A 22978-nucleotide genomic window follows, 5' to 3' on the forward strand; every position below is an offset into this window, starting at 1 on the left:
TTTACAATGTTAATTGATTATAGATTTTCAAATTTCAGGTCGTTCAAAGAAATGACCAGTCTTTCAATGATAGCAGGCAGACAAACCACGCTTAATGATAATCTCATTAGAGAGTATGATTTGAGGGTTGTACCTTCAGCAGTAATATATGGAGCTAACGCCAGTGGCAAATCCAACATCATCATGTCTTTGGCGGTAATGAAAGACATTGTTCTTTCAGGGTCCCTTGAGGCGAATATATCAAACTTAAAGAATCTTGAACTCTACCCATTTGCCTATCAGGAATCTGAGAAGCCCATGAGCTTTGAGATTGATTTTATTTATGGGGGAAAAAGGCTAGAGTTTGGTTTTGAAGTTGAAGTGAGTACCTTCAAAAAAGACACCAGACGTATTGTCTCTGAGTTTCTGACCTATATTGACAAGTCTGACCAAAAGACTAACATATATACGAGAGAAAAAGATAAGATCCAGATCAACAAAGACAAAAAAGCGCTGAATATAATTGAATTTGATGAGAAGTTGCTCAAACAGTTTGAGAAAAAAATCAATGAAAACATTGATGAATCTGAGCTGTTCTTATCGAGAGCATTTAAAAGTACAATCAGCAATGAGCTGGCGGATATGGTACTGGACTTCTTTAAAGAAAAGCTTGTTGTGGTGAGTGACTTTACTCTAAAGAAAACGAATTTAACATTTTCATTGGAAGACAGTCCAAAGAAAGACTTTTTTGCATGGAATAAGATCCTTGATGGGTTTGTTAAGAATGCAGATTTTGGCCCACAGGGGATCGCCTTTAAATCAAACAAGTCGGAAGATAAAGAATCATCCAGTATGGAGCTTGTCTCAATCTATAAATACCACGATGAAAATATCGTGATACCGGCAGAGCTCATGGAATCAAGAGGAACACTTAAACTTGTTGATTTTGCAATTCCTTTTGAGAAACTTTTTAAATCGGGTGGGGTATTTGTTCTTGATGAGTTCGATGCAGCAATACACCCTGAACTGATTAAAGGGATCTTGGCGCTTTTTAATGACAGTGATTTAAACAAAGCTGGCGCACAGTTGATTTTCACAACACACAATCCGATTTATCTAAACAATAAAATATTCAGAAGAGATCAGATCAGGTTCGTTGAAAAGGATACGGATTCCTATGAAAGTGTCATCTATTCTCTGGCAGATTTTGGCGCTGAAGAAGTGAGAAATGACCATAATTATCTAATCAATTACTTCAAAGGAAACTACGGAGCGCTTCCCTTCATCGACTTTTCTAAGCTGTTAAATCAAAACAGCAGTGAGGGGGATGAAAATGGCCAACTATAGAAAAGCATATCTATGCATTTGTGATGGGCAGCAGGAAACAATGTATTTAAATCATGTGGCTAAGTTGATTAAAGATTTTCCACGTAAAGTGGTTAAGTTTAATACCTTTGAAGATTCGCCACATCGTCTTGAAAAAAGATATGAGAACTATGACAGTGCTGCAGTATTTGATTTTGACCATAACGAAGTGGAGTTCAAGAGAAATATTGAAATCTGTGATTCACTGAACAAAAAGCTTAAACCTTCAAAAAGAAAAGAGGGCAGGCACATCTATCATGCATACAGCAGTGTGAATTTTGATTTATGGTTGATCCTTCATAAAGAGGACTACAACAAAAGCGTTTCAAGAAACGATGTTTATATTTCAGATGTTCGCAGAATCTTTGGCTTGAATCAAACGGATAATATCAAGAATGAAGAAGTCATTAATAAGATACTAAGTCAGGTAACCTTGGAAGATGTAAAATCAGCAATTAGAAGGGCGAAAACAATCCGTAAGAGTAAAGTAATAGCTGATGGTACAAAGATTGGAAATACAACAATTTACTCGAATCCCGACTTCTCCATTCATGAATTTCTTAGAGAAGTTTTGGAAGATAGCGGAGATTTATAAAATCCAAATAGCAGGAAGGCACTCAAAAAAGAGTGTCTTTTTTTGTGCCCAAAATTTAATGGAGGCGATTAGGATGGCACTAAGTAACTTAAAGACAAAGTATATGACCAGAAATGATTGTTATACAGCTGGAAGAAAGATTACACCTAAAGGCATCATGGTTCATTCCACTGCCACACCAGGTGTAATGGCCGCCGATTGGTTCAGTAGATGGAATAAATCCTATAAGGCTAGTGAAATCAACCGTCAGGTTTGTGTCCATGCCTTCTTGGACGATAAAGAAATCTGGCAGTACCTGCCTTGGAATCACAGAGGCTGGCATGCAGGCGGTAAAGCAAATGATACCCACATCGGTTTTGAGATATGTGAACCGGGTGGGTTTTCTTATTCTAAAAATCAGATGGTAGGCTATGATGTGAAGAAGAATGAAACCTACTTTAGAAAAGCATGGCAGAATGCAGTAGTCCTATGTGTTCATCTCTGCAGAGAATATGATCTGACTGAAAAGGACATCATCAGCCATGCAGAAGGAAACAAGAAAGGGATCGCATCTAATCATTCAGACGTGGGGCACTGGTTTCCAAAGCATGGTGAGGACATGGATACCTTTAGAGCTGCAGTTAAGAAGGCACTGGTGAATGTAGGTGAAGGTAAAGAAATCTTTGAAGCTGGCAATATTGTAGAAATCAAAGCGTCTGCCAGAACCTACTATCCAGGGGGTCCTATCATTCCAAAATGGGTGAAATGGAACTATCACCTGATTACTCAGGATGTGTTTAATGGAAAACCTGTGATTAAAGGCGGCAAGGAATGTGTTCTTCTTGGTAAAACCATTCTGAAAAGCACCATGGATGAGAAGGCCGGTATAATGACCTGGGTTGCTAAAGACAATCTTGAGATGGTCAGTGCTGGTGTGGAGGTTGAACCTGAGAAGGAATCCGGTAAAAAATACTACCGGGTACAGGTAGGCGCCTTTAGCGAAAAGAAGAATGCAGAGGCCCTCATGGCGCGACTGAAGAAGGCGGGATTTGATGCCTACATGAAATACGATTAGAAGGAAAATCGCATTATTGAGCCGGTGTTATCTCCATAGCATCGGCTTATTTTTATCCCCATATATAGTAGAAATGACTTGATAAATACCTGTTTGTGAGTGATATATACTATGACGCCGATACCCTGAAACCTTGAATTACGGGCGTTTCAGGGTTTTATATTTTAAAGAGTTTGATTGATAAACAAAAAGGCCGTCAGGTTGAAAAAGGATAAAGGAAGGAGGAAGAATATGGCTGGATCGTTGTATGAAAGTGGATTTTATGACAGTATTGATTTTCAATCCCAAGAGAGACAAGTCATTGAAATTGGAATGAAAACTCAAGTGGCATCAACAACATCAAATATTAAGGAAGAACCTAAAAGACTGAGAGTTTGTGCGTATTGCCGAGTGAGTACAGAAGAAGAAATGCAAATGAACTCCCTTGAAAATCAAACAATTCATTACACAAACTACATTAGAAATAACGCTGACTGGATGTTTGTGGGCATCTACTCTGACAGGGGCAAGTCTGGAACTAAAAGGGCCCATAGAGCGGGATTCAATAAGATGATGCGCCATGCCCTGGAAGGAAATATTGACTTGATTTTATGCAAGTCTATCTCAAGGTTTGCTAGAAATGTCATGGACACATTAGAAGCAATTAGAGTGCTCAAAGAAAATGGAATCAGGGTTATCTTTGAAAAGGAATCCGTTGATACGGGAAGTATGGAAAGTGAATTTATTTTGACAATGTTATCGGTAGTCGCACAAGAAGAAAGTAGAATGATTTCAGAAAATCTAAGCTGGGCGCATACAAAAAGGTTTTCAAGTGGAAAGCCTTTATTCACAAGAATTCTAGGTTATAAAAAAGTGAATGGTGTTCCCTGGACCATTGATTTAGAGGAAGCAAAGATTGTAAGGGAGACTTACGACTTGTATTTAGCAGGCTACAGCCTGGTCGATATAGCCAGAAAATTTATAAGTAAAGGTTATAAAAAACCAAATGGCCGCATTGACTGGAAGGATTCAAATATCAAAAGTATTTTGAGCAACGAACGTTATGTTGGTGATGCTCTTTGTCAAAAGACTTACACAAAAGATTATCTAACTCATGAAACCAAAGTAAACAATGGAGAAAGGCCTCAGTATTATATAAGCAATCATCATGAGCCAATTGTTGATAGGAAAGTCTATGACAGAGTTCAGAGAATTCTTGAGAAAAAATCAGTCCCATATTCCAGAAGTAGTAAGAATATTAACGAGTTCACAAGCAGAATCAAGTGTGGGTGTTGTGGGAAGAACTATCATCGATATGTTGGTAGGAAAAGGGTGCTATGGAGATGTTCGAGTAGACTTAAAAGTAAACTGCTTTGCGAAATGGAAGCAATCGATGAACAAGATATTGTAAGGACGTTAAAAAGAGAATTCACCAAGAAGTATCTGGACGATGGCGCCAGTGCAAATAAAAAACTTGTCATAAATTTAATCAAAGAACTCAAAAATATTGAGTTAAATCGAGAGTCAGAGCAAAGTTGGCTAAGGCTTTCTTTAGAAAAAGCATTGGTGGATGAAAACAGAGCGATTATGGAACTTCGGGATGAGTCAACATTTAAGGAACAACGAATTCAAGTTGAAAAACAATTAGAATCAAAAAAACATCTATGGGAGTTTATCGATAAGGATGCTGAGTACAGGGAAGGAGCAATAAAGTCATTAGAGAAAATTAAAGATACCACCAGACTTGTGCAAGGAATGAATGATTTATCTGAAGATATTAGTTTTCTAAGAGCGTGGTTTATCAGAATGACTTATACGGAAAAAGGAACGCTGCTTTTATATTGGGCAAATGGAGATATGGAAGAAGTCAAAATTGAGAAAGGAGAAGATTGATTATGCAGACGAATTTGTCAACAAGCATGAACCCTAAAGTCCGGATTATTCCAGTAGTTAGCAGAACGGGAAGAAGTGATGAACATCATGATGGACGTAAAAAAAGGATTGCAGCCTATGCCCGTGTATCGACATTGCTTGAACATCAAGCGTCCTCTTACGAACTTCAGGTTTCGTATTATACGGACTATATAAAGAAAAACCCAGCATGGGAGCTTTATAAGATCTACACGGATGAAGGGATTACGGGTACAAATACAAAGAACAGAACGGGATTTCTTGAGATGATTGAAGATGCCAAAGCGGGAAAAATCGACTACATTCTAACAAAATCCATCAGCCGATTCGCTAGAAACACCCTTGATTGCTTGAGCTATGTAAGGTTACTAAAGAACTTAGATCCCCAGGTCGGCGTATTTTTTGAGAAGGAAAATTTGGACACACTCGACTCAAAATCAGAGCTATTTTTGACAATTTTAAGTTCCCTAGCCCAGGAAGAGTCAAAATCATTGAGCATGAATGCTACCTGGGGTGTGACAAAGCGTTTCTCTCAAGGGAAACCCCATATACCAACCACATACTTTCTAGGATACGATACGGATGAAGATGGCAAGATCGTTATTCTAGAGAAGGAAGCAGAAGTTGTGAGGCGGATATTTAGAGAATTTTTAGAAGGGAAAGGAACAGCAAGGATCGCTAAAGGGTTGATGAAAGATGGCGTTTTAACAGCAAGAGGCAAGAAAACCTGGACCAGCGATTCAATTCGAAAAATATTAATCCAAGAAAAATATACAGGAGATTGCGTGGCACAGAAGACGGTAACAATAGACTTTTTAAGCCATAAAAGAGTTCCTAATAAAGACCACAAACCGAAATATTACATCCAAAATCACCATCCTGCAATTATCTCAAAAGAGGATTGGGATAAGGTCCAAAAGGAGCTCATAAGAAGAAACGATCTACTAAGAAATCCCGAAAAGAAGTACAGGATGACCTATAGTGGGAAATCTGTTTTCTCAAACATGTTGTTTTGCGGCCATTGTGGCAGACCCGTTACACGCAGACGAATGACCTCATCAAAAAATGGTGAAAAATATCACTTCACAACATGGCACTGCCGTGTAGCAGCACATAGGGATATAGACAAAGGCATCAAATGTAACGCGAGTTATGTATGGGAAGAAGTATTGGAGAAAGCCTTCATGAAGATTCTCCATGAGATGAACGACGATCGTGATGAAGTGATCCGTGAAGCGCGACTCGCCAGTGAAGATTATGCCCTTTCAGAAGCGGAGCAGGAAAAACTGGTCGAACTTGAAACGAAGCTTGAACACATCACAAATAGAATCAGTGATTTGGCGGCGCGAGAATCAGCTACAAGTGATCCAGTATATGATGCAACAATGCGGCATATGATTTATGAGCAAGAAATCATTCAGCTCGAGTATGAGAATTTAAGCAAGATGGAAAGTGAAAGCATATTTATAAAGAAACATTTAGAAGAATTCATTGAAAGTTTGGATGACTTGAGCGATGACGATGGCTTTCGAGAAGATATTTTTGTAAAGACCATTGAAAAAGGTGTGGTGCATGACAATCATCAAGTCGATTTCCATTTTAAATGCGGCATCAAAAGGAGCATCGGTGCTGACCGTAAAGATTACATGTAGGCAGCTGAGCCAAATCATGAAAACAAACGCCTTAATATTGTAGGTGTTTAACATAGAAAGACAAAAACTCCCTCAATCAGGATAAAGTACTTGCATTATATCCTGTACAGAGTGAACATACCTAGTAGCTAGGTATATCATCGAAAAGAGAGGAGTTTTTTCTATGGGCAAAACATCAGATGATGCTGTAAATAAAGCAACCGTTCATCAGTTGGATGAAACTGAAAACATGAACCCCAATGATACAAGGCAGTGGGTTCAAACATTATGGAACCCCTTAGATGAAAAGAGGAAAAGTCCGCTTGAACGAACGGATGATGAAGTAAGGGTAGCCGCCTATTGCAGGGTGAGTCCAACACCGAACAAAAGAGGAAGATCCCTTCAAAATCAGATGAGTCATTATACAGAACTAATTCGGAATAAACCTAACTGGAAATTTGTCGGGATCTATTTTGATGATAATATTTCTGGCAGGACAATAAAGGATAGACGCAGTTTTAAGAGAATGCTCCGCCATGCTGAAGAAGGTAAGTTGGATCTAATTATCACCAAAAGTGTGCAGCGATTCTCAAGGAATACAAAAGAACTGCTGGAAGCCGTCGAAGAACTAAAAGGGCATGGAACAGGGGTATTTTTCGAGAAAGAGCGAATTGACACATCCATCGATTATAATGCTTTTTTATTATCAACCTATGGCAGTCTTTCTCAAGCTGAAGTGGAAGCTATGTCGGAGCTGTGCAAGTGGGGAATAGAACAAAGACTATTAAGCGGTCGACCATATTTCCAGAAGACTTATGGATATGAACTGGTAAAAGGTTCTGGCAGATCGGAACTTAGGATTATTAATGAAGAAGCAGACGTTGTTAGGTGGATTTACAAAGAATACCTCAATGGCAAATCTCAGACAGACATCATGAGAGCATTGACTCTTAGTGGTATCAAGACGCCTAGAGGACTGGACACATGGAGTGTTTCATCAGTAAAGAAGATATTAACCCTGCCGATTTACACAGGAAATTACATTGGTAGAACGACAAACAGGGATCTTATGACGAATAGGGTTAGGTCATCAGAGGGCATGAGAGATAAGATTTTAATTGAAAATGCAAACCCACCCATCATTGATTTGGAGACCTTTGAGAAAGTGCAAAAGCTTATTGAAGAAAATAGACCAAAAAAGACAACGTCTTCAAAAAAGACAATCAGCCCTTTTGCAGGTCGGATTATATGCGGCTATTGCGGGAACATCCATTATAGAACGACAGACCGAGTGAAAGCCGCATATTGGGGCTGTAAATTACGTGTGGGGCATAAAGAACTATGTCCTACAAGTTATATCAGGGAAGAAGTTATGCGTGACATCCTTCAAAGAGGTTTTGAGGAATGGTTTGATTTTGGGTCTGATAGAACCGTTAAAGAACTGGAGAAAATGATAGAGCGGGTAAATAAGAATGACCATTTTGAGTTTCATCGGCTCAAATACTTAACGGAAATTGAGATTGCTGAGCATTTAATCGGATCCAGATTTACGCTAGAGGATGTTGAGGATATGCGTAAACAATATGGAGAATTTGAAGAAAAGATCAATCAGATAGAGGATGATAGGAAGTACCGGGACCTGGCTCTTGAATGGCTTAGTGAGGGAAAGGATTCAGTGGCTTTCTTAACTGAGCTAACACTGGAGCTCATGAGAGCATGGATGGTTACTGTGACTATATATTCTGACGAGGAGTATACGATTCATTGGATTAATGGCAGCGAAACGAGTGTGGGTGATGTTGAGCTTTGCAAAAGGAAAGCTGAGGATTTCCGAAAATCAAGAGACGCCAAAATTGAGCAAACGGAACTCATATCCAGACCTGATGCCACAGATGACAATGAACGAGAGACCGAGGTACTCAGTACAGAAAACTTGATATCAAGAGCTTCATATGCACCGGACACTAAAAATAACAGGATAGAGAAATTAGAGAGTCTTCATCCAGGTGAAGGCATCAAAGACTACGGGAGAAAGGAGGAAATCGACGTGGCATTACCTCAAGTAACACAGATTGACCATCAGCAGCATATGCAGTTAATGAGTCGCATCTATAAAAACGTAAAAGACAATAATCACCCAAAGATTGAGGCTAAAAAGAAGTTAAAGGTCGCTGCCTACGTTCGAGTGTCGACTGATAAAGAAGAGCAAGAGACAAGTCTAAAAACCCAAATAGCTTTTTATACCTACTCCATTCTCAAAAATCCCAAGTATCAGTTTGCCGGCATTTATGTTGACGAAGGCATTACTGGAACTTCAACAAAACACCGTGAAGGCTTCAATAGAATGATTACTGATTGTAAAGCAGGAAAAATCGATTTGATTCTGACAAAATCATTGTCGCGGTTTAGTCGAAATACTTTAGATGCAATTAAGTATGTACGGCTCTTGAAAGAGTTAAAGTCGCCGACTTTTGTGTTTTTCGAGAAAGAAAATATTTCAACTGAAGATGATACCAGCGAGCTGATGGTCAGCTTGATGGGAGCCTTAGCCCAGCAAGAGAGTAGAAATATCGGAAGCTCCATTTCCTGGGGAAAACGAGCGCTGGCTAGTAGAGGCATTGTAAGGCCAAGAAGGCTTAACTATGGGTATGAATACAATGATAAGAAAGAGTGGGTCATCAAAGAAGAGGAGGCTGCGATTGTTAGGCGCATTTATACGGATTACTTGAATGGGGTGAGACGATCAGATATCTATAAAAACCTTAATGACGAGGGTATTGTTTCACCAAGTGGTTCGGGGCTTTGGAGCAACTCTTCCATTAAGAACATCCTAGATAACGTTGTGTACAAAGGAGATTACATTCACAATCAAAAATTTAAAAATCCAGAACGCAAGCAACCGCTTGTTCCAAACCGGGGAGAGATCCCTATGATTCATATTGAGGACCATCACCCAGCCATTATTGAGAAGGACATATGGGATGAAGTGCAACAAATGAGAGCTGATCGACGAAAGAGCATGAAAGGGGTTTATCTTGGTTTTGAAAAGGAAGAAGTAAAAAATGAAGTGTTTATCGAAAAATTCAAGTGTGGAGAGTGTGAAAGCACATTAGGTTTTGGAAGATATATTAATAGAAAAAAAGTTAAAGTGCATAATGATAAGACAGGTGAGATTGAGAAAAAGAAGCTCAAAGAAAAATCAAGCGTTACACTATTTTGGCGTTGCGGTCGTGGTCTCCAGAATATGCCTCAGGTATGCGACGCCAAACAGTTCAATCAAGAATACCTAGAAATCAATTTTCAGCACCTGCTCATTGAGATGATTTCAAATCCTGAATTTAAGGCTTACTATGAAAAGCAAATAGATGAGCTTGAGATAAGTGAAGAAGAACTAAATATGGAGAAGCAGCTGATAGATAAAATGAATGAGCTGTATCAAAATCTCTACGAAGCGGTGGACGAGGAGCTTAACAAAAAGGGCAGAGACTCACAGCGGATTGATATGCTTACGGGCAATATTGTGGCAATACAGGAACACCTAAAGAGCTATACAGAGAAGAGAGAGCAGCAACAATTTCTACAATCAGAAATGGAGTGGTTCTTTAATCGTTACAAAATTCAGGATCTTTTAGGAAAGAAGAGAAGGATGAACTTTTATGGGTTCGATCAAACACGGTACGGAAAATCGCTGCTTCCTTCAAAGGTTTTAGAGACTGGTCTTAAGGTAGAAGAAGCAAGCTTTAACAGAAAATTATTTGAAAGGCTTATTGAATCTGGCGTAATCTATAAAGATGGGACAATGGTGTTCAAACTGAATATCGGCCTTGAATGGTCTGCACCAATTAATTATGAGAATTATAAGAAGCTCATTACTAAGCGAAGGAAGCTTGAGAACTTCATAAAGCGACTAGATTTTCTTAACGGGCCTGAAATAAAGAAGCTTATGAAGTTTTGTAGAACACCTAGAACTAGCCATGAGATGTTAGCATTCATGGGAGATGTGATGACAATTGAACATTTCAGGATAACGATAATCAATCCACTGGTTGAAATGGATAGACTGAAACGGACGATTCCAGAATTTATCAGCAGTCATGATCAGAAATACTATACAGAAAGCTGAAGATTAAAAATTTTGAATTGACCCTCTGCATATGGTAATGTTAGTGTAATAAGAAATAAGAAAATAATGGCAAAGGAGGGATCAGAATGCCCACATCATCTTTTAATAAGGAATTTACTTTGAATACTAATAAGGCCGTGGAGTCTTTCGAGAGAATCATTTCCACCCCTAAGAAAAGTATTAAAATAGATAGAAACTTGCTATCGTCAGAAACGATAAAGCGTGGAGAGCAGAAAGTAAAACAAATGCTATCTCGAAACGTTACAAGCGAAAAATGAGCCTATCACATTGCGATGGCTTTATTTTTTGTGATCACAAATTAACCACCAAGATGGCATCTAGACTCGGCATCAGTTCCGAACTCAGACCGAATCTTGGTGGTTTTTTGTTTTTTCGAAGGAATCTCGATTTTTTTGCGCATAGACAAAAATGGCAATTACTAGAATAGATTTTCGAACTTCTAAACTAATCAACTGAGTAACAATATAATAGAAGGAATTTTTCAAAAGAGCTCATTTCTTAACTGAAATGGGCTTAATTTTTTTATCTTTACAGCACAACGGATAAAACTACATATTGTATTAATGACAACTAAAATACATTATAAAACACAATATATTGTGTTTTTATCCAGATCGCATCATGCCGAATGAGAAATTCTGTGGCCATGCATTATGTCAGAAGTCAGTAACCCTGGACCCTTTAACCCACAAGCGAATCAGAAATAAGAACCATAAACCACAGTACTTTATACGGAACAATCACCCTGCAATCATCTCTGAAGAGGAATGGAATTATGTACAAAAGGAACTGGAAAGAAGAAGAAAAATGAAGCATGATCCTGACGGAAAGTACCACAGAACCTATAGCGGTAAAGCACCATTTTCTAATATGCTTTACTGTGGGGAGTGTGGCATGCCAGTTCATAGAAGGAGAATCACATCAAAAAAAGATGGCAAGCCTTACAAATTTACCGTTTGGCATTGCAGACTGGCGGCTCAGAAAGTAGAAGCTGACTTTGACTGCCATTCAAAATATGTATGGGAAGAGGTTATTGAGGCGGCCTACAACGAAATGCTTCTAAAAATGACTGAAGAGATTGACCTAATAAGAGCTGAGGGAGAAGCAGCCATTGAGGATGTGAGCTTAACCTATGATGAAAAAGAAAGGCTTAAAGAACTTGAAGAAATTATCGGTCGAATCAATGATCGCATTAGTGAGATGGCCATGAGGGAAAGTGTTACCAATGACCCCATTTATGATGCGACCCTTAGAAATATGATCTATGAATCGCAAATCTACCAGCAGGAACATGAAGCCCTTGTTAAAAGCCAGGACGAAGAAATCTATATGAGGCAGAACTTAGAAGCCTTAATAACATATCTTGAAAGTCAAAGTAGCTTTGAGACCTTTGATGCCACTGAATTTAAAAAACTTGTTGAAAGAGGCATTCTCCATAAAGATTATGAGATTGAGTTTATATTTAAATGTGGAGTCAAAAGAATGGCTCAAGGCTGGAGACGTGGGAAGAACGAGTAGCGATTTTTAAAGAATTTATCTAATTAAATAAAATACTCCTTTACCTTATAGAGATTGTACTTGCAATAGTTTGACACCAATGCAAACATACAAGCAAGCGTAATCTTTTAGGGGAAAGGAGTTTTTATAATGGACCAAATAGATAAAAGCTTATGGATCAATAAATTATGGGATCCTTTAGAAAAGATAGAAGATAGTCCACTGCATAGTAAGCGTGAGGGAATCAAAGTCGCAGCATATTGTAGAGTGAGTCTTGATTCACTGGGACTGTCCCACTCATTGGAAAGCCAAGTAAGTCACTATACCCATGTGATTAATAGTAGGGACAACTGGACCTTTGTCGGTATCTATTTTGATAATTTGGTTACCGGGAGAAAAGCATCATTAAGACGAGGCTTTACTCGGATGCTCAGGCACTGTGAAGAACATAGGATTGACCTAATCTTAGTCAAAAATGTATCCCGTTTTTCAAGGAACACGCAGGAGTTAATTGAAGTCATAGAAAGACTCAAGGAACTGGGGATAGCTGTATATTTCGAAACAGAAAATATTACGAGCACTAGAAGTGATACGACTTATCTTTTAAAAACCTATGCCAGCATTGCCCAAGGAGAGATTGAGGCTGCTTCTCAAGCCATAGAATGGGGTCATGAAAAACGAATGATGAAAGGCAAGGTTAATATCGGACACACATACGGCTATGATAAAACAAAAGTTGGTACTGAGACGATTATTACAATCAATGAAGAGCAAGCTCAAGTTGTTAGACAGATTTATCAAATGTATCTTGATGGAATGGGCTGTAAAGCTATTGCAGCAGAGTTAACCAAGAGAAATATCAAGACATATTTTGGGAAAGAGCTATGGGGGGAACAAACAGTTGATTCAATTTTGTCCAATATTTCTTATACCGGAGATGTAAAAGCTAGAAAACACACAAGAGATCTGATGAGTAATAAAATGCGTCCATCGGAAGGTATTAGGGACCAATACTTGATTGAAAATCATCACCCGTCGATTATCGGAAAAGAAGTATATGAGTTGGTTCAAGATAAAAGATCAACAAAAAAGAAAGGCTCACATCCCAAAACTCACAGAGCTAATCCTTTGTTAAACCGTGTTAGTTGTGGAAATTGCAATCGTAGCTTAAGAAGAAGTAGCAACAGATCTTGGGACTATTTTAGGTGTTATACTGCAGCAACAGACAAAGCTCTCTGCGCAACACCAACGATCAGAGAAGATGTCATGTCTGCAATTATGCTTAGGGCATTTAAAGAACGGTTTGATGTGAAAGATAATAGGACTATAAAAATTCTTCAGAGAATGTTGATTAGAATAAACCAGAATGACTACTTTGAGTTCCACCGCCTTAAGGCCTTGACGCAGATACAAATGGCTAAAAGGTTGAAAGGCATTCAATTTACAGATGAAGCCATTAGTCAGATGGAAAAGGATTATGAGAAATTTGAGAAGCAGCTTGTAGAAATAGAAGATGATAGGAAGTATCGTCTTGATTCCATAAAGTGGCTTGAGAGTATTAAAAGCTTTGATGAGTTTGAAGAGCGGGCCACAATTGAATATATGAGGGCTTGGATCATTAGGGTGGTCATTTACTCAAAAGAAGATTATAAAATTTATTGGATTGATGGTAAAGAGACAGAAGTAGGTAACTGCATACCCATAAAACCAAATCATGAAGAGAAACTTCCAGAGTGGCAACCTAACGGGGATTTACTGGTTCAAAAAGACCCTAAATCAAACATCCAAATCGCCTCGGAGAAAGGGGGTGATCAAAATTACATTGAGGAGGAGGACGAAAAGATGATAGCAGAAAGAAAACTTGAACCTAACTTGATGGTTAAAAATATACAAAAACAATTGAGCAATTCCGTTGTGATGCGGACGAGCGTACCTGTGGTAAGAGAAAAGAAGTTAAAAGTGGCTGCCTATGTGCGAGTTTCAACAGAACTAGAGCAGCAAAAAACAAGTATCAAGACGCAATATTCATATTATCTGTACCTTATTCTCAAGGATCCACGTTACACCTTAGCTGATATCTATATAGATGACGGAAAAAGCGGGAGAACGACTGAAGGTAGGCCTGAGTTCAAGCGCCTGATGGAAGATTGTAAAGCGGGAAAAGTGGACTTGATTATTACAAAATCACTGTCTCGATTTGCCAGAAATACTGTCGATACATTAACCTATTTAAACATGTTGAAAAGTCTAGATCCACCTACTGAGGTTTGGTTCGAGCGTGAAAATCTGCGGAGCCTTGATGATAAGAGTAATGTACTTATCAGTCTATTATCTGCCCTTAGTCAAGAAGAAAGTGTTAACATAGGAGAAGCGATTGCTTGGGGTAAAAGAAGCCTAGCTCAGAGGGGCATTGTAAACCCAGGAAACATTGGATATGGCTTTCAATATGGAAAAAATAAAGAGTGGTTGATTAATGAAGAGGAAGCAGAGATAGTGCAGTTGATATACAATGAATATGAAACAGGAAAGCGAATTTCTAGGGTTAAAGATTTATTAACCTCAAAGAATATCCCTACTCCTGATAGAAAGAAAAGATGGCATGAGACTACCATTAAAAGGATATTAACCTCAGAAATATATCGCGGCAACTATATCTATCTAAGATATCATACAGGATTTACATTAGCGCAGAAGCGGGTGAAGAATACAGGGGAGCTACCGATGTATTTTATTGAGAATCATCATGAGGGTATAATAGACTCTGCTCAATGGGATAGAGTCCAAAATATAATAGAGGAATCTGAAAAAAGACGGAAGGAAAATATTCAGGAGTATCCAGCGGATGAGGGTAAGAATAAAGCTTTCGATAAAAAGTTATATTGCAGTAAATGTGGAAGTGTAGTAGGCTACGTTAGAGCCATCAGAAGACAGAGGAAAAATTACGAAATGAGATGGTGGCGTTGTCATCAAGCATTAAAAGGATACTGCGATGTCCCATATATGAGACAAGAATACATTGAAGAAAACTTCTCTCAGCTTTTATTGGATATTAAATTCAATCCAGCGTTTGATGATTTTATTCGTTCTTTTATGGAGAACTTAAAGATTAAGCCAGAAGAAGAAAAACAAAGAGGTGAGCTGAAGGAAGAAAAGGAAAAACTCAATATGCGGTTGTATCAAGCAGTTGAAAATGAACTTGGAAAAAGTGGTAAAGATGCAAAACTTGTTGATTATTTGACTGATGAAATAATGAAGATAAGAGCAGAGCTTTCAAATTATACAGAGAGAGAAGAACAATTAGAAGCGATAGAATCGGAAATAGTAATTCTTAGAAAGAATTTAGCAAGTTTCAAAGATAAAAAACAAGATCATCTTGGGTATTACAAAGATACACGAGAATTTCAGTCAGAGTTGTTTGAGCAGTTTATTGAGAAGGGAATTGTTTTAGAAGATGGTCAAATTACCTATCAATTTATTTCTGGCTTTGAATGGGGAGTTCCGATAGACTATGGGTCTTTCCAGGAACAGAAAAGACTAAAAAGAGCGGCAAAACGAGCTGCTGAAAAAGAAGCCTTTTTAAAAGGAACAGAGGTAAGAGGTTTATTAAAATTTTGCAGAGAACCCAAATCCTTAACTGAAATGAGAGAGTATCTACCAAAGTATGCCCAAAATGATACTTTCAAAAGGAATATTGTAATCCCATTAATAGAAAAAGGGATTTTAAAGCAAACATTGCCGGATCAGCCGAGTAGCAGACTTCAAAAATATTATTCAGTAAAGGAGTAATGATGTCTTTTTATAAATGGAACGTTATTCTTCAAATATGAAGAAAATCATGACAAAATTAAAAACCCACTGAGTTGCCTGATAAAAGTAATCAAGCTACTTGGTGGGTTGTTTTTAGTGCAAACAAACTGAGCGAAAATGCAAATGGCTCCGAATAAAAGTAGAAAGACCGAGGTCAATGAAGTCCCGCGGCCTTTAATCGATCTTTTCTGAGTTCCCACTCTATGGTAGGGACTCACCCGAGTTTGAACTCGACCTCTTATGAGTCGCTTATCGAGTAGCGACAAATATTTGAGCCTGATCACTTGTTAGTCGCATAACAGGGAGCGACAAATATTTGGTGTAATAGCTTGAATAAAAAGCTAATAAATATTTCCACTGATTTCTGGTTCAGTAGAAGAAACCTTTGCTCATCCTAAACCTTTGGTAAAGGACCATATCCAAAGTATAGCATAATAGCTTTTCTCAAAGCAAGATGTTGATTAATCGGATTTATTATTTATTATTGATGGTTTGTCTTAAGTGGATTTGCTGTTTCAATGCAATCATCATGGAGAATAATTTCTCAAGTCCTTCTTTTTCATTAGCTGTTTTCACTTTATCCATGAGCTTAGCAAAAGAATTGCTTTTGTCCTTCTCTACTGTTAGATCTTCTAGCTTTAGGTCAAGGGCATTTGCTAAGGCTGCATACTGATTCATGGAAGGAATAAAATCACCGCATTCAATCCGGTGAAGAATCTTTTTGTCCAATCTTATGATGTTTTCTAAATCTTCTATTGTAAAGCCATTTTCTTTTCTAAAGCGATTTACGGTTTCGCTAAGTTTCTTAGTCGATAGAATTTTCACTTGTAATGTCTCCCATCTATTTATAAGAAGTAGTAGATAGCAATCTTTTATAATCATATTACCTATTAGAATCTAATAAGTCAAACCCGCTAAGATAGAATCTTGCTTCGGTATAGTCCCGAGGTTAGAGATAGTCTTGGCGGGTTTCTTTTTATAGCAAAAATCACCTAAAATACATATGAATTTCAACTATTTTCTTGATAAATATAGATGCATTGGGTTTCCTTTTTATCCTTTTAGATTCGAGGCGAGAAAGAGCGAATTGACACATCCATCGATTATAATGCTTTTTTATTATCAACCTATGGCAGTCTTTCTCAAGCTGAAGTGGAAGCTATGTCGGAGCTGGGCAAGTGGGGAATAGAGCAAAGACTATTAAGCGGTCGACCATATTTCCAGAAGACTTATGGATATGAACTGGTAAAAGGTTCTGGTAGATCGGAACTTAGGATTATTAATGAAGAAGCAGACGTTGTTAGGTGGATTTACAGAGAATACCTCAACGGCAAATCTCAGACAGATATCATGAGAGCATTAACCCTTAGTGGTATCAAGACGCCTAGAGGACTGGATACATGGAACATTTCATCAGTAAAGAAGATATTAACCCTGCCGATTTATACAGGGAATTACATTGGTAGAACGACAAACAAGGATCTTATGACGAACAGGGTTAGGTCATCAAAGGGCATGAGAGATAAGATTTTAATTGAAAATGCAAATCCACCCATCATTGATTTGGAGACCTTCGAGAAAGTGCAAAAGCTTATTGAAGACAATAGACCAAATAAAACCACGACCTCAAAAAAGACATTCAGCCCTTTTGCAGGGCGGATTATATGCGGCTATTGCGGGAACATCCATTATAGAACAACAGACCGAGTGAAAGCAGCATATTGGGGTTGCAAGTTGCGTGTGGGGCATAAGGAACTATGTCCTACAAGTTATATCAGGGAAGAAGTTATGCGCGACATCCTTCAAAGAGGTTTTGAGGAATGGTTTGATTTTGGATCTGATAGAACCGTTAAAGAGCTGGAGAAAATGATAGAGCGGGTAAATAAGAATGACCATTTTGAGTTTCATCGGCTCAAATACTTAACGGAAATTGAGATTGCGGAACATTTAATCGGATCCAGGTTTACGCTAGAGGATGTTGAAGATATGCGTAAACAATATGGAGAATTTGAAGAGAAAATCAATCAGATAGAGGATGATAGGCAGTACCGGGACCAGGCTCTTGACTGGCTTAGTGAGGGAAAGGATTCAGTGGCTTTCTTAACTGAGCTAACACTGGAGCTCATGAGAGCCTGGATTGTTACTGTTACTATATATTCTGCCGAGGATTATACGATTCACTGGATTAATGGCAGCGAAACGAGTGTGGGAGATGTTGAGCTTTGCAAAAGTAAAGCTGAGGATTTCCGAAAATCAAGAGATGCCAAAATTGAGCAAACGGAACTCATATCCAGACCTGATGCCACAATTGACAATGAACGTGAGTCCAAGACATTAAGTACTGAAAATTTGATATTAAGAGCTTCATATGGACCGGACACTAAAAATAACAAGATTAAGAAATTAGAGAATCTTCATCTTGAAGTAAGCATCAAAGAATACGGGAGAAGGGAGGAAATCGACGTGGCATTACCTCAAGTAACACAGATTGATCATCAGCAGCATATGCAGTTAATGAGTCGCATCCATAAAAACGTAAAAGACAATAATCACCCAAAGATTGAGACTAAAAAGAAGTTAATGGTCGCTGCCTACGTTCGAGTGTCGACCGATAAGGAAGAACAAGAGACAAGTCTAAAAACCCAAATAGCTTTTTATACCTACGCCATTCTCAAAAATCCCGAGTATCAGTTTGCTGGTATCTATGTAGATGAAGGCATTACAGGAACTTCAACAAAGCACCGTGAAGGCTTCAATAGAATGATTGCTGATTGCAAAGCAGGAAAAATCAATTTGATCCTGACAAAATCATTGTCACGGTTTAGTCGAAATACTATTGATGCAATTAGGTATGTACGAATCTTGAGAGAGTTAGAGTCACCGACTTATATATTTTTCGAGAAAGAAAATATTTCATCAGAAGATGATACCAGCGAGCTTATGGTCAGCTTGATGGGAGCCTTAGCACAGCAGGAGAGTAGAAATATTGGAAGCTCCATCTCCTGGGGTAAACGAGCGCTGGCCAGTAGAGGGATAGTCAGGCCAAGAAGGCTTAACTATGGGTATGAATACAACGAGAATAAAGAGTGGGTCATCAAAGAAGAGGAAGCAGTAATTGTTAGGCGCATATATACGGATTACTTAAACGGGGTCAGACGAGCAGATATCTTTAAAAGACTTAATGATGAGGGTATCGTGCCACCATGTGGTTCAGGACTTTGGAGCAATTCCTCCATTCAAAACATCCTGGTTAATGTTGTCTACAAAGGGGATTACATTCACAATCAAAAATATAAAAATCCAGAACGTAAACAACCACTTGTTCCAAACCGGGGAGAGCTGCCGATGATTCATATTGAAAATCATCACCCGGCCATTATTGAGAAGGACATGTGGGATGAAGTACAAAAAATGAGAGCTGAAAGACAAAAGAGTATGAAAAGAGTTCATCTCGGTTTTGAAAAAGAGGAAGTGAAAAATGAAGCTTTTACAGATATATTCAAATGTGGAGAATGTGGCAGAACAGTTGGGTTTGGAAGATATATAAATAGAAAAAGAGTTCAAAAACTTGATGATAAAACAGGTGAAATTGAGAGGAAAAAGATCAAGAAAAAATCAAGCGTTACACTATTTTGGCGCTGTGGCTATGGCCTGCAGAATATGCTTCAGGCGTGTGATGCTAAACAGTTCAGTCAAGAATATCTAGAAATCAATTTTCAGCATTTGCTGGTTGAAATGATTTCAAATCCTGAATTTAAAGCTTACTATGAAAAGCAAATGGATGAGCTTGAGATAAGTGAAGAAGAACTAAGTATGGAGAAACAGCTGATAGATAGAATGAATGAGCTGTATCAAAAACTTTACGAAGCTGTGGATGAGGAGCTTAACAAAAAGGGCAGAGACTCCCAGCGGATTGATATGCTTACGAGCAAGATTGTGGCAATACTGGAACAACTGAAAATCTATACAGAGAAAAGAGAGCAGCAACAATTTCTACAATCAGAAATGGAGTGGTTCTTTAATAGCTACAAACTTAAGGATCTTTTAGGAATGAAGAGAAGAATGAACTTTTATGGGTTCGATCAAACCAGGTACGGAAAATCACTGCTTCCGTCAAAGGTTTTAGAGACGGGTCTTAAGGTCGAAGAAGCAAGCTTTAAAAGAGAATTATTCGAAAGGCTGATTGAATCTGGCATAATCTATAAAGATGGGACAATTGTGTTCAAACTGAATATCGGTCTTGAATGGTCTGCGCCAATTAATTATGAGAATTATAAAAAGCTCATTACTAAGCGAAGGAAGCTTGAGAACTTCATGAAGCGACTAGATTTTCTTAACGGACCTGAAATAAAGAAGCTTATGAAGTATTGCCGAACGCCTAGAACTAGCCATGAGATGTTAGCATTCATGGGAGATGTGATGACAATTGAACATTTCAGGACAACTATAATAAATCCATTGGTTGAAATGGATAGACTGAAACGGACGATTCCAGAATATATCTACAGCCATGATCAGAAGTATTATACGGAAAGCTGAAATTTTAGAAATAATGAATTTTCGAATTTTGTCGATATAAATAGTAATCCAGGGTATAATAATGACAAGAGTGATAGTCGCAAAAATAAAATATTCTTGAAGTGTAATCTAAATGATGGTAAAATGGTCTAACTAGAAAAATTAGGAATCTAGCCAATTAAGGCAGAATATGATATAATGTATATGTATCAAAAGAATGAGTAAGGCATATTATAATAGCAAAGGAGGGATTAGAATGGCCACATCATCTTTTAATAAGGATTTTACATTGAATACCAAGAAGGCTGTGGAGTCATTCGAGAGAATTGTTTCCACTCCTAACAAAAGCGTTAAAATAAATAGAAACTTGGTATCGCCTGAAAAAGAGAGGCGAGGTGAGCAAAAATTAAAACAAATGTTATCTCGCTAAAAAGACTAATAGAAATGAGTGATGAGACTAAAGCTCAAGAACTTATTTCTATTTTTGTTTGTGAAAAAGATGCAGACATCGAAAACTTTCTTAAAAGCAGGGCAATCCAATTTGAGAAATTAGGTAAGAGTAGAACCTTTTTCATTTATGATGAAGATCAGGATGAGTTCCAGATTCTTGCCTACTTCACGCTAGCTATACAGGTGTTGAAAATTCCAGAGGGTATGCTTTCTGGAAACAAAGTTAAAAAGCTAGATGGACTGAGTGCCAACATGCGAGGGAGTCGTATCACGGAGTTTCCGTCTATTCTAATTGGACAGCTTGGGAAAAATGAAATGTATCCAGGAGTTATCTCTGGATCAGATGTATTGGAATATTGTTTGGCCACAATTCTTGAAGGACAAGCCCGATTAGGTGGAAGAATAATCATGTTGGAATGTAAAGATATTCCTTACTTGATTAGTTTGTACGAGAAGTTCGGATTTAATGTATTGGAAAGAGAATATGAAGAAGGAGAACTTCTGCAGATGATTAAGATTCTTGAAGAAGATGAAATCATTGAACCTAAAGAAGAAGTTTAAGTTTGGATAAAGTAACTACATATTTAGCATAAATTGCCTATCACATTGTGATGGGCTTTTTTTTTTGTGATCACAAATAAACCACCAAGATGGCATCTAGGCTCGGCATCAGTTCCGAACTTAGACCGAATCTTGGTGGTTTTTTGTTTTTTCGAAGGAATCTCGACAGGTTTGCGGTTTCAGGCGATATAGCTCGAAGTTAAACAACAGGTCCTAAATTAAATAAAAATCCGACACAGGCCAATCTGAAGGCTCGATTTTTTCCCGCATAATCAAAAAATGGCAATTACTAGTATAGATTTTCGGACTTTTGAACTAATCAACTGAGTAACATTATAATAGAAGGAATTTTTCGAGAGAGCTCATTTCTTAACTGAAATGGGCTTATTTTTTTATCCTTACAGCATAATGTATAAAACTACATATTGTATTTTAATCAACATAAATACATTAATAACCACAATATATTGTGTTTTTATCCATCTCGTATCATGCCGAATGAGAAATTTTGCGGCCATGCATTGTGCCAGAAGTCAGTAACTCTGGACCCTCTAACCCACAAACGGGTCAGAAATAAAAATCATAAGCCGCAGTACTTTATACGGAACAATCACCCCGCAATCATCTCTGAAGAGGAATGGAATTATGTACAAAAGGAACTGGAAAGGCGAAGAAAAATGAAGCATGATCCTGACGGGAAATACCATAGAACCTATAGCGGGAAAGCACCATTTTCTAATATGCTTTACTGCGGGGAGTGTGGCATGCCGGTTCATAGAAGGAGAATCACATCAAGAAGAGATGGCAAGCCTTACAAGTTTACAGTTTGGCACTGCAGACTGGCGGCTCAGAAAGTAGAAGCTGACTTTGACTGCCATTCAAAGTATGTATGGGAAGAGGTGATTGAAGCAGCCTACAATGAAATGCTTCTGAAAATGACTGAAGAGATTGACCTGATAAGAGCTGAGGGAGAGGCAGCCATTGAGGATGTAAGCCTAACATATGATGAAAAGGAAAGGCTTAAAGAGCTTGAAGAAATCATAGATCGAATCAATGATCGCATAAGTGAAATGGCCATGAGAGAAAGTGCCACCAATGATCCCATCTATGATGCAACCCTTAGGAACATGATTTATGAATCACAAATCTACCAGCAGGAACATGAAGCCCTTGTCAAAAGCCAGGACGAAGAAATCTATATGAGGCAGAACCTAGAAGCCTTAATAACATATCTCGAAAACCAAAGTAGCTTTGAGACCTTTGATGCTACTGAATTTAAAAAGCTTGTTGAAAGAGGCATTCTCCACAAAGACTATGAGATTGAGTTTATCTTTAAATGTGGAGTCAAAAGAATGGCTTATGGCTGGAGACGTGGGAAGAACGAGTAGTGGCATTGAAGAATTTGTCTAAGTAAATAAAATACTCCTTTACCTTATGGAGATTGTACTTGCAATAGTTTGACACCAATGCAAACATACAAGCAAGCG

At 38.1% G+C, this 22978-nt stretch carries 12 protein-coding genes and 2 pseudogenes; 13 read left to right on the forward strand and 1 reads right to left on the reverse strand.

Translation table 11 applies throughout. The features are described 5' to 3' along the window. The first annotated feature begins 6 nt into the window (after positions 1–6). The 9 genes and pseudogenes from GXN74_RS09100 (at position 7) to GXN74_RS09135 (ending at position 15941) form a co-directional block, all read left to right on the forward strand. The gene (locus GXN74_RS09100) at positions 7–1326 is read left to right on the forward strand and encodes an AAA family ATPase (RefSeq protein WP_162370622.1); all 1320 of its coding nucleotides are present in this window, start codon (positions 7–9) and stop codon (positions 1324–1326) included. Continuing rightward, positions 1313–1939, forward strand: coding sequence for an RloB domain-containing protein (locus GXN74_RS09105; RefSeq protein WP_162370623.1), 627 nt, complete (start codon positions 1313–1315; stop codon positions 1937–1939). Before GXN74_RS09100 ends, GXN74_RS09105 begins: the two co-directional genes overlap by 14 nt. A gap of 73 nt (positions 1940–2012) precedes the next feature. Continuing rightward, positions 2013–2993, forward strand: coding sequence for an N-acetylmuramoyl-L-alanine amidase (locus GXN74_RS09110; protein ID WP_162370624.1), 981 nt, complete (start codon positions 2013–2015; stop codon positions 2991–2993). Between the two features lie 231 nt (positions 2994–3224). Next, on the forward strand, positions 3225–4865 hold the full coding sequence (locus tag GXN74_RS09115; RefSeq protein WP_162370625.1) for a recombinase family protein: 1641 nt from the start codon (positions 3225–3227) through the stop codon (positions 4863–4865). 2 nt (positions 4866–4867) lie between these two features. Further along, positions 4868–6535 (forward strand): recombinase family protein, encoded by a 1668-nt coding sequence (locus GXN74_RS09120; RefSeq protein WP_162370626.1) that lies wholly within the window; start codon positions 4868–4870, stop codon positions 6533–6535. A gap of 163 nt (positions 6536–6698) precedes the next feature. Further along, positions 6699–10637, forward strand: a complete 3939-nt coding sequence (locus GXN74_RS09125; protein WP_162370627.1) for a recombinase family protein — start codon at positions 6699–6701, stop codon at positions 10635–10637. 642 nt (positions 10638–11279) lie between these two features. Then, a pseudogene (locus tag GXN74_RS14915) lies at positions 11280–11447 on the forward strand (recombinase family protein); the annotation flags it as partial. Between the two features lie 18 nt (positions 11448–11465). Next, the gene (locus GXN74_RS09130; protein WP_246208655.1) at positions 11466–12176 is read left to right on the forward strand and encodes a recombinase zinc ribbon domain-containing protein; all 711 of its coding nucleotides are present in this window, start codon (positions 11466–11468) and stop codon (positions 12174–12176) included. 129 nt (positions 12177–12305) lie between these two features. Further along, positions 12306–15941 carry a recombinase family protein gene (locus tag GXN74_RS09135; RefSeq protein WP_162370629.1) on the forward strand — a complete coding sequence of 1212 codons (3636 nt, stop codon included), beginning with the start codon at positions 12306–12308 and terminating at the stop codon, positions 15939–15941. A 495-nt stretch (positions 15942–16436) separates the two neighbouring features. Here GXN74_RS09135 and GXN74_RS09140 read toward each other — a convergent pair whose 3' ends face one another. Next, on the reverse strand, positions 16437–16787 hold the full coding sequence (locus GXN74_RS09140) for a helix-turn-helix domain-containing protein (protein WP_162370630.1): 351 nt from the start codon (positions 16785–16787) through the stop codon (positions 16437–16439). A 336-nt stretch (positions 16788–17123) separates the two neighbouring features. Here GXN74_RS09140 and GXN74_RS09145 point away from each other — a divergent pair, with 336 nt between their 5' ends. The 4 genes and pseudogenes from GXN74_RS09145 to GXN74_RS09155 all read left to right on the forward strand — a co-directional run bounded on the left by GXN74_RS09145 (position 17124) and on the right by GXN74_RS09155 (position 22879). Then, on the forward strand, positions 17124–20501 hold the full coding sequence (locus GXN74_RS09145) for a recombinase family protein (RefSeq protein WP_162370631.1): 3378 nt from the start codon (positions 17124–17126) through the stop codon (positions 20499–20501). A gap of 423 nt (positions 20502–20924) precedes the next feature. Beyond that, the gene (locus tag GXN74_RS09150; RefSeq protein WP_162370632.1) at positions 20925–21491 is read left to right on the forward strand and encodes a hypothetical protein; all 567 of its coding nucleotides are present in this window, start codon (positions 20925–20927) and stop codon (positions 21489–21491) included. A gap of 491 nt (positions 21492–21982) precedes the next feature. Continuing rightward, positions 21983–22150, forward strand: a pseudogene (locus GXN74_RS14920) (recombinase family protein); the annotation flags it as partial. A gap of 18 nt (positions 22151–22168) precedes the next feature. Further along, on the forward strand, positions 22169–22879 hold the full coding sequence (locus tag GXN74_RS09155; RefSeq protein ID WP_246208656.1) for a recombinase zinc ribbon domain-containing protein: 711 nt from the start codon (positions 22169–22171) through the stop codon (positions 22877–22879). Positions 22880–22978 lie beyond the last annotated feature (99 nt).

Origin of the sequence: Anaerotalea alkaliphila, assembly GCF_010179735.1 — a bacterium.
Taxonomy (GTDB): Bacteria; Bacillota; Clostridia; order Lachnospirales; family Vallitaleaceae; genus Anaerotalea; species Anaerotalea alkaliphila.

Coding starts and splice junctions, on each gene's coding strand:
- GXN74_RS09105 (WP_162370623.1), top strand. CDS start 1,313: ATGGCCAACTATAGAAAAGCATATCTATGCATTTGTGATGGGCAGCAG.
- GXN74_RS09130 (WP_246208655.1), top strand. CDS start 11,466: ATGAAGCATGATCCTGACGGAAAGTACCACAGAACCTATAGCGGTAAA.
- GXN74_RS09150 (WP_162370632.1), top strand. CDS start 20,925: ATGAGTGATGAGACTAAAGCTCAAGAACTTATTTCTATTTTTGTTTGT.
- GXN74_RS09135 (WP_162370629.1), top strand. CDS start 12,306: ATGGACCAAATAGATAAAAGCTTATGGATCAATAAATTATGGGATCCT.
- GXN74_RS09115 (WP_162370625.1), top strand. CDS start 3,225: ATGGCTGGATCGTTGTATGAAAGTGGATTTTATGACAGTATTGATTTT.
- GXN74_RS09120 (WP_162370626.1), top strand. CDS start 4,868: ATGCAGACGAATTTGTCAACAAGCATGAACCCTAAAGTCCGGATTATT.
- GXN74_RS09125 (WP_162370627.1), top strand. CDS start 6,699: ATGGGCAAAACATCAGATGATGCTGTAAATAAAGCAACCGTTCATCAG.
- GXN74_RS09145 (WP_162370631.1), top strand. CDS start 17,124: ATGTCGGAGCTGGGCAAGTGGGGAATAGAGCAAAGACTATTAAGCGGT.
- GXN74_RS09100 (WP_162370622.1), top strand. CDS start 7: ATGTTAATTGATTATAGATTTTCAAATTTCAGGTCGTTCAAAGAAATG.
- GXN74_RS09155 (WP_246208656.1), top strand. CDS start 22,169: ATGAAGCATGATCCTGACGGGAAATACCATAGAACCTATAGCGGGAAA.
- GXN74_RS09110 (WP_162370624.1), top strand. CDS start 2,013: ATGGCACTAAGTAACTTAAAGACAAAGTATATGACCAGAAATGATTGT.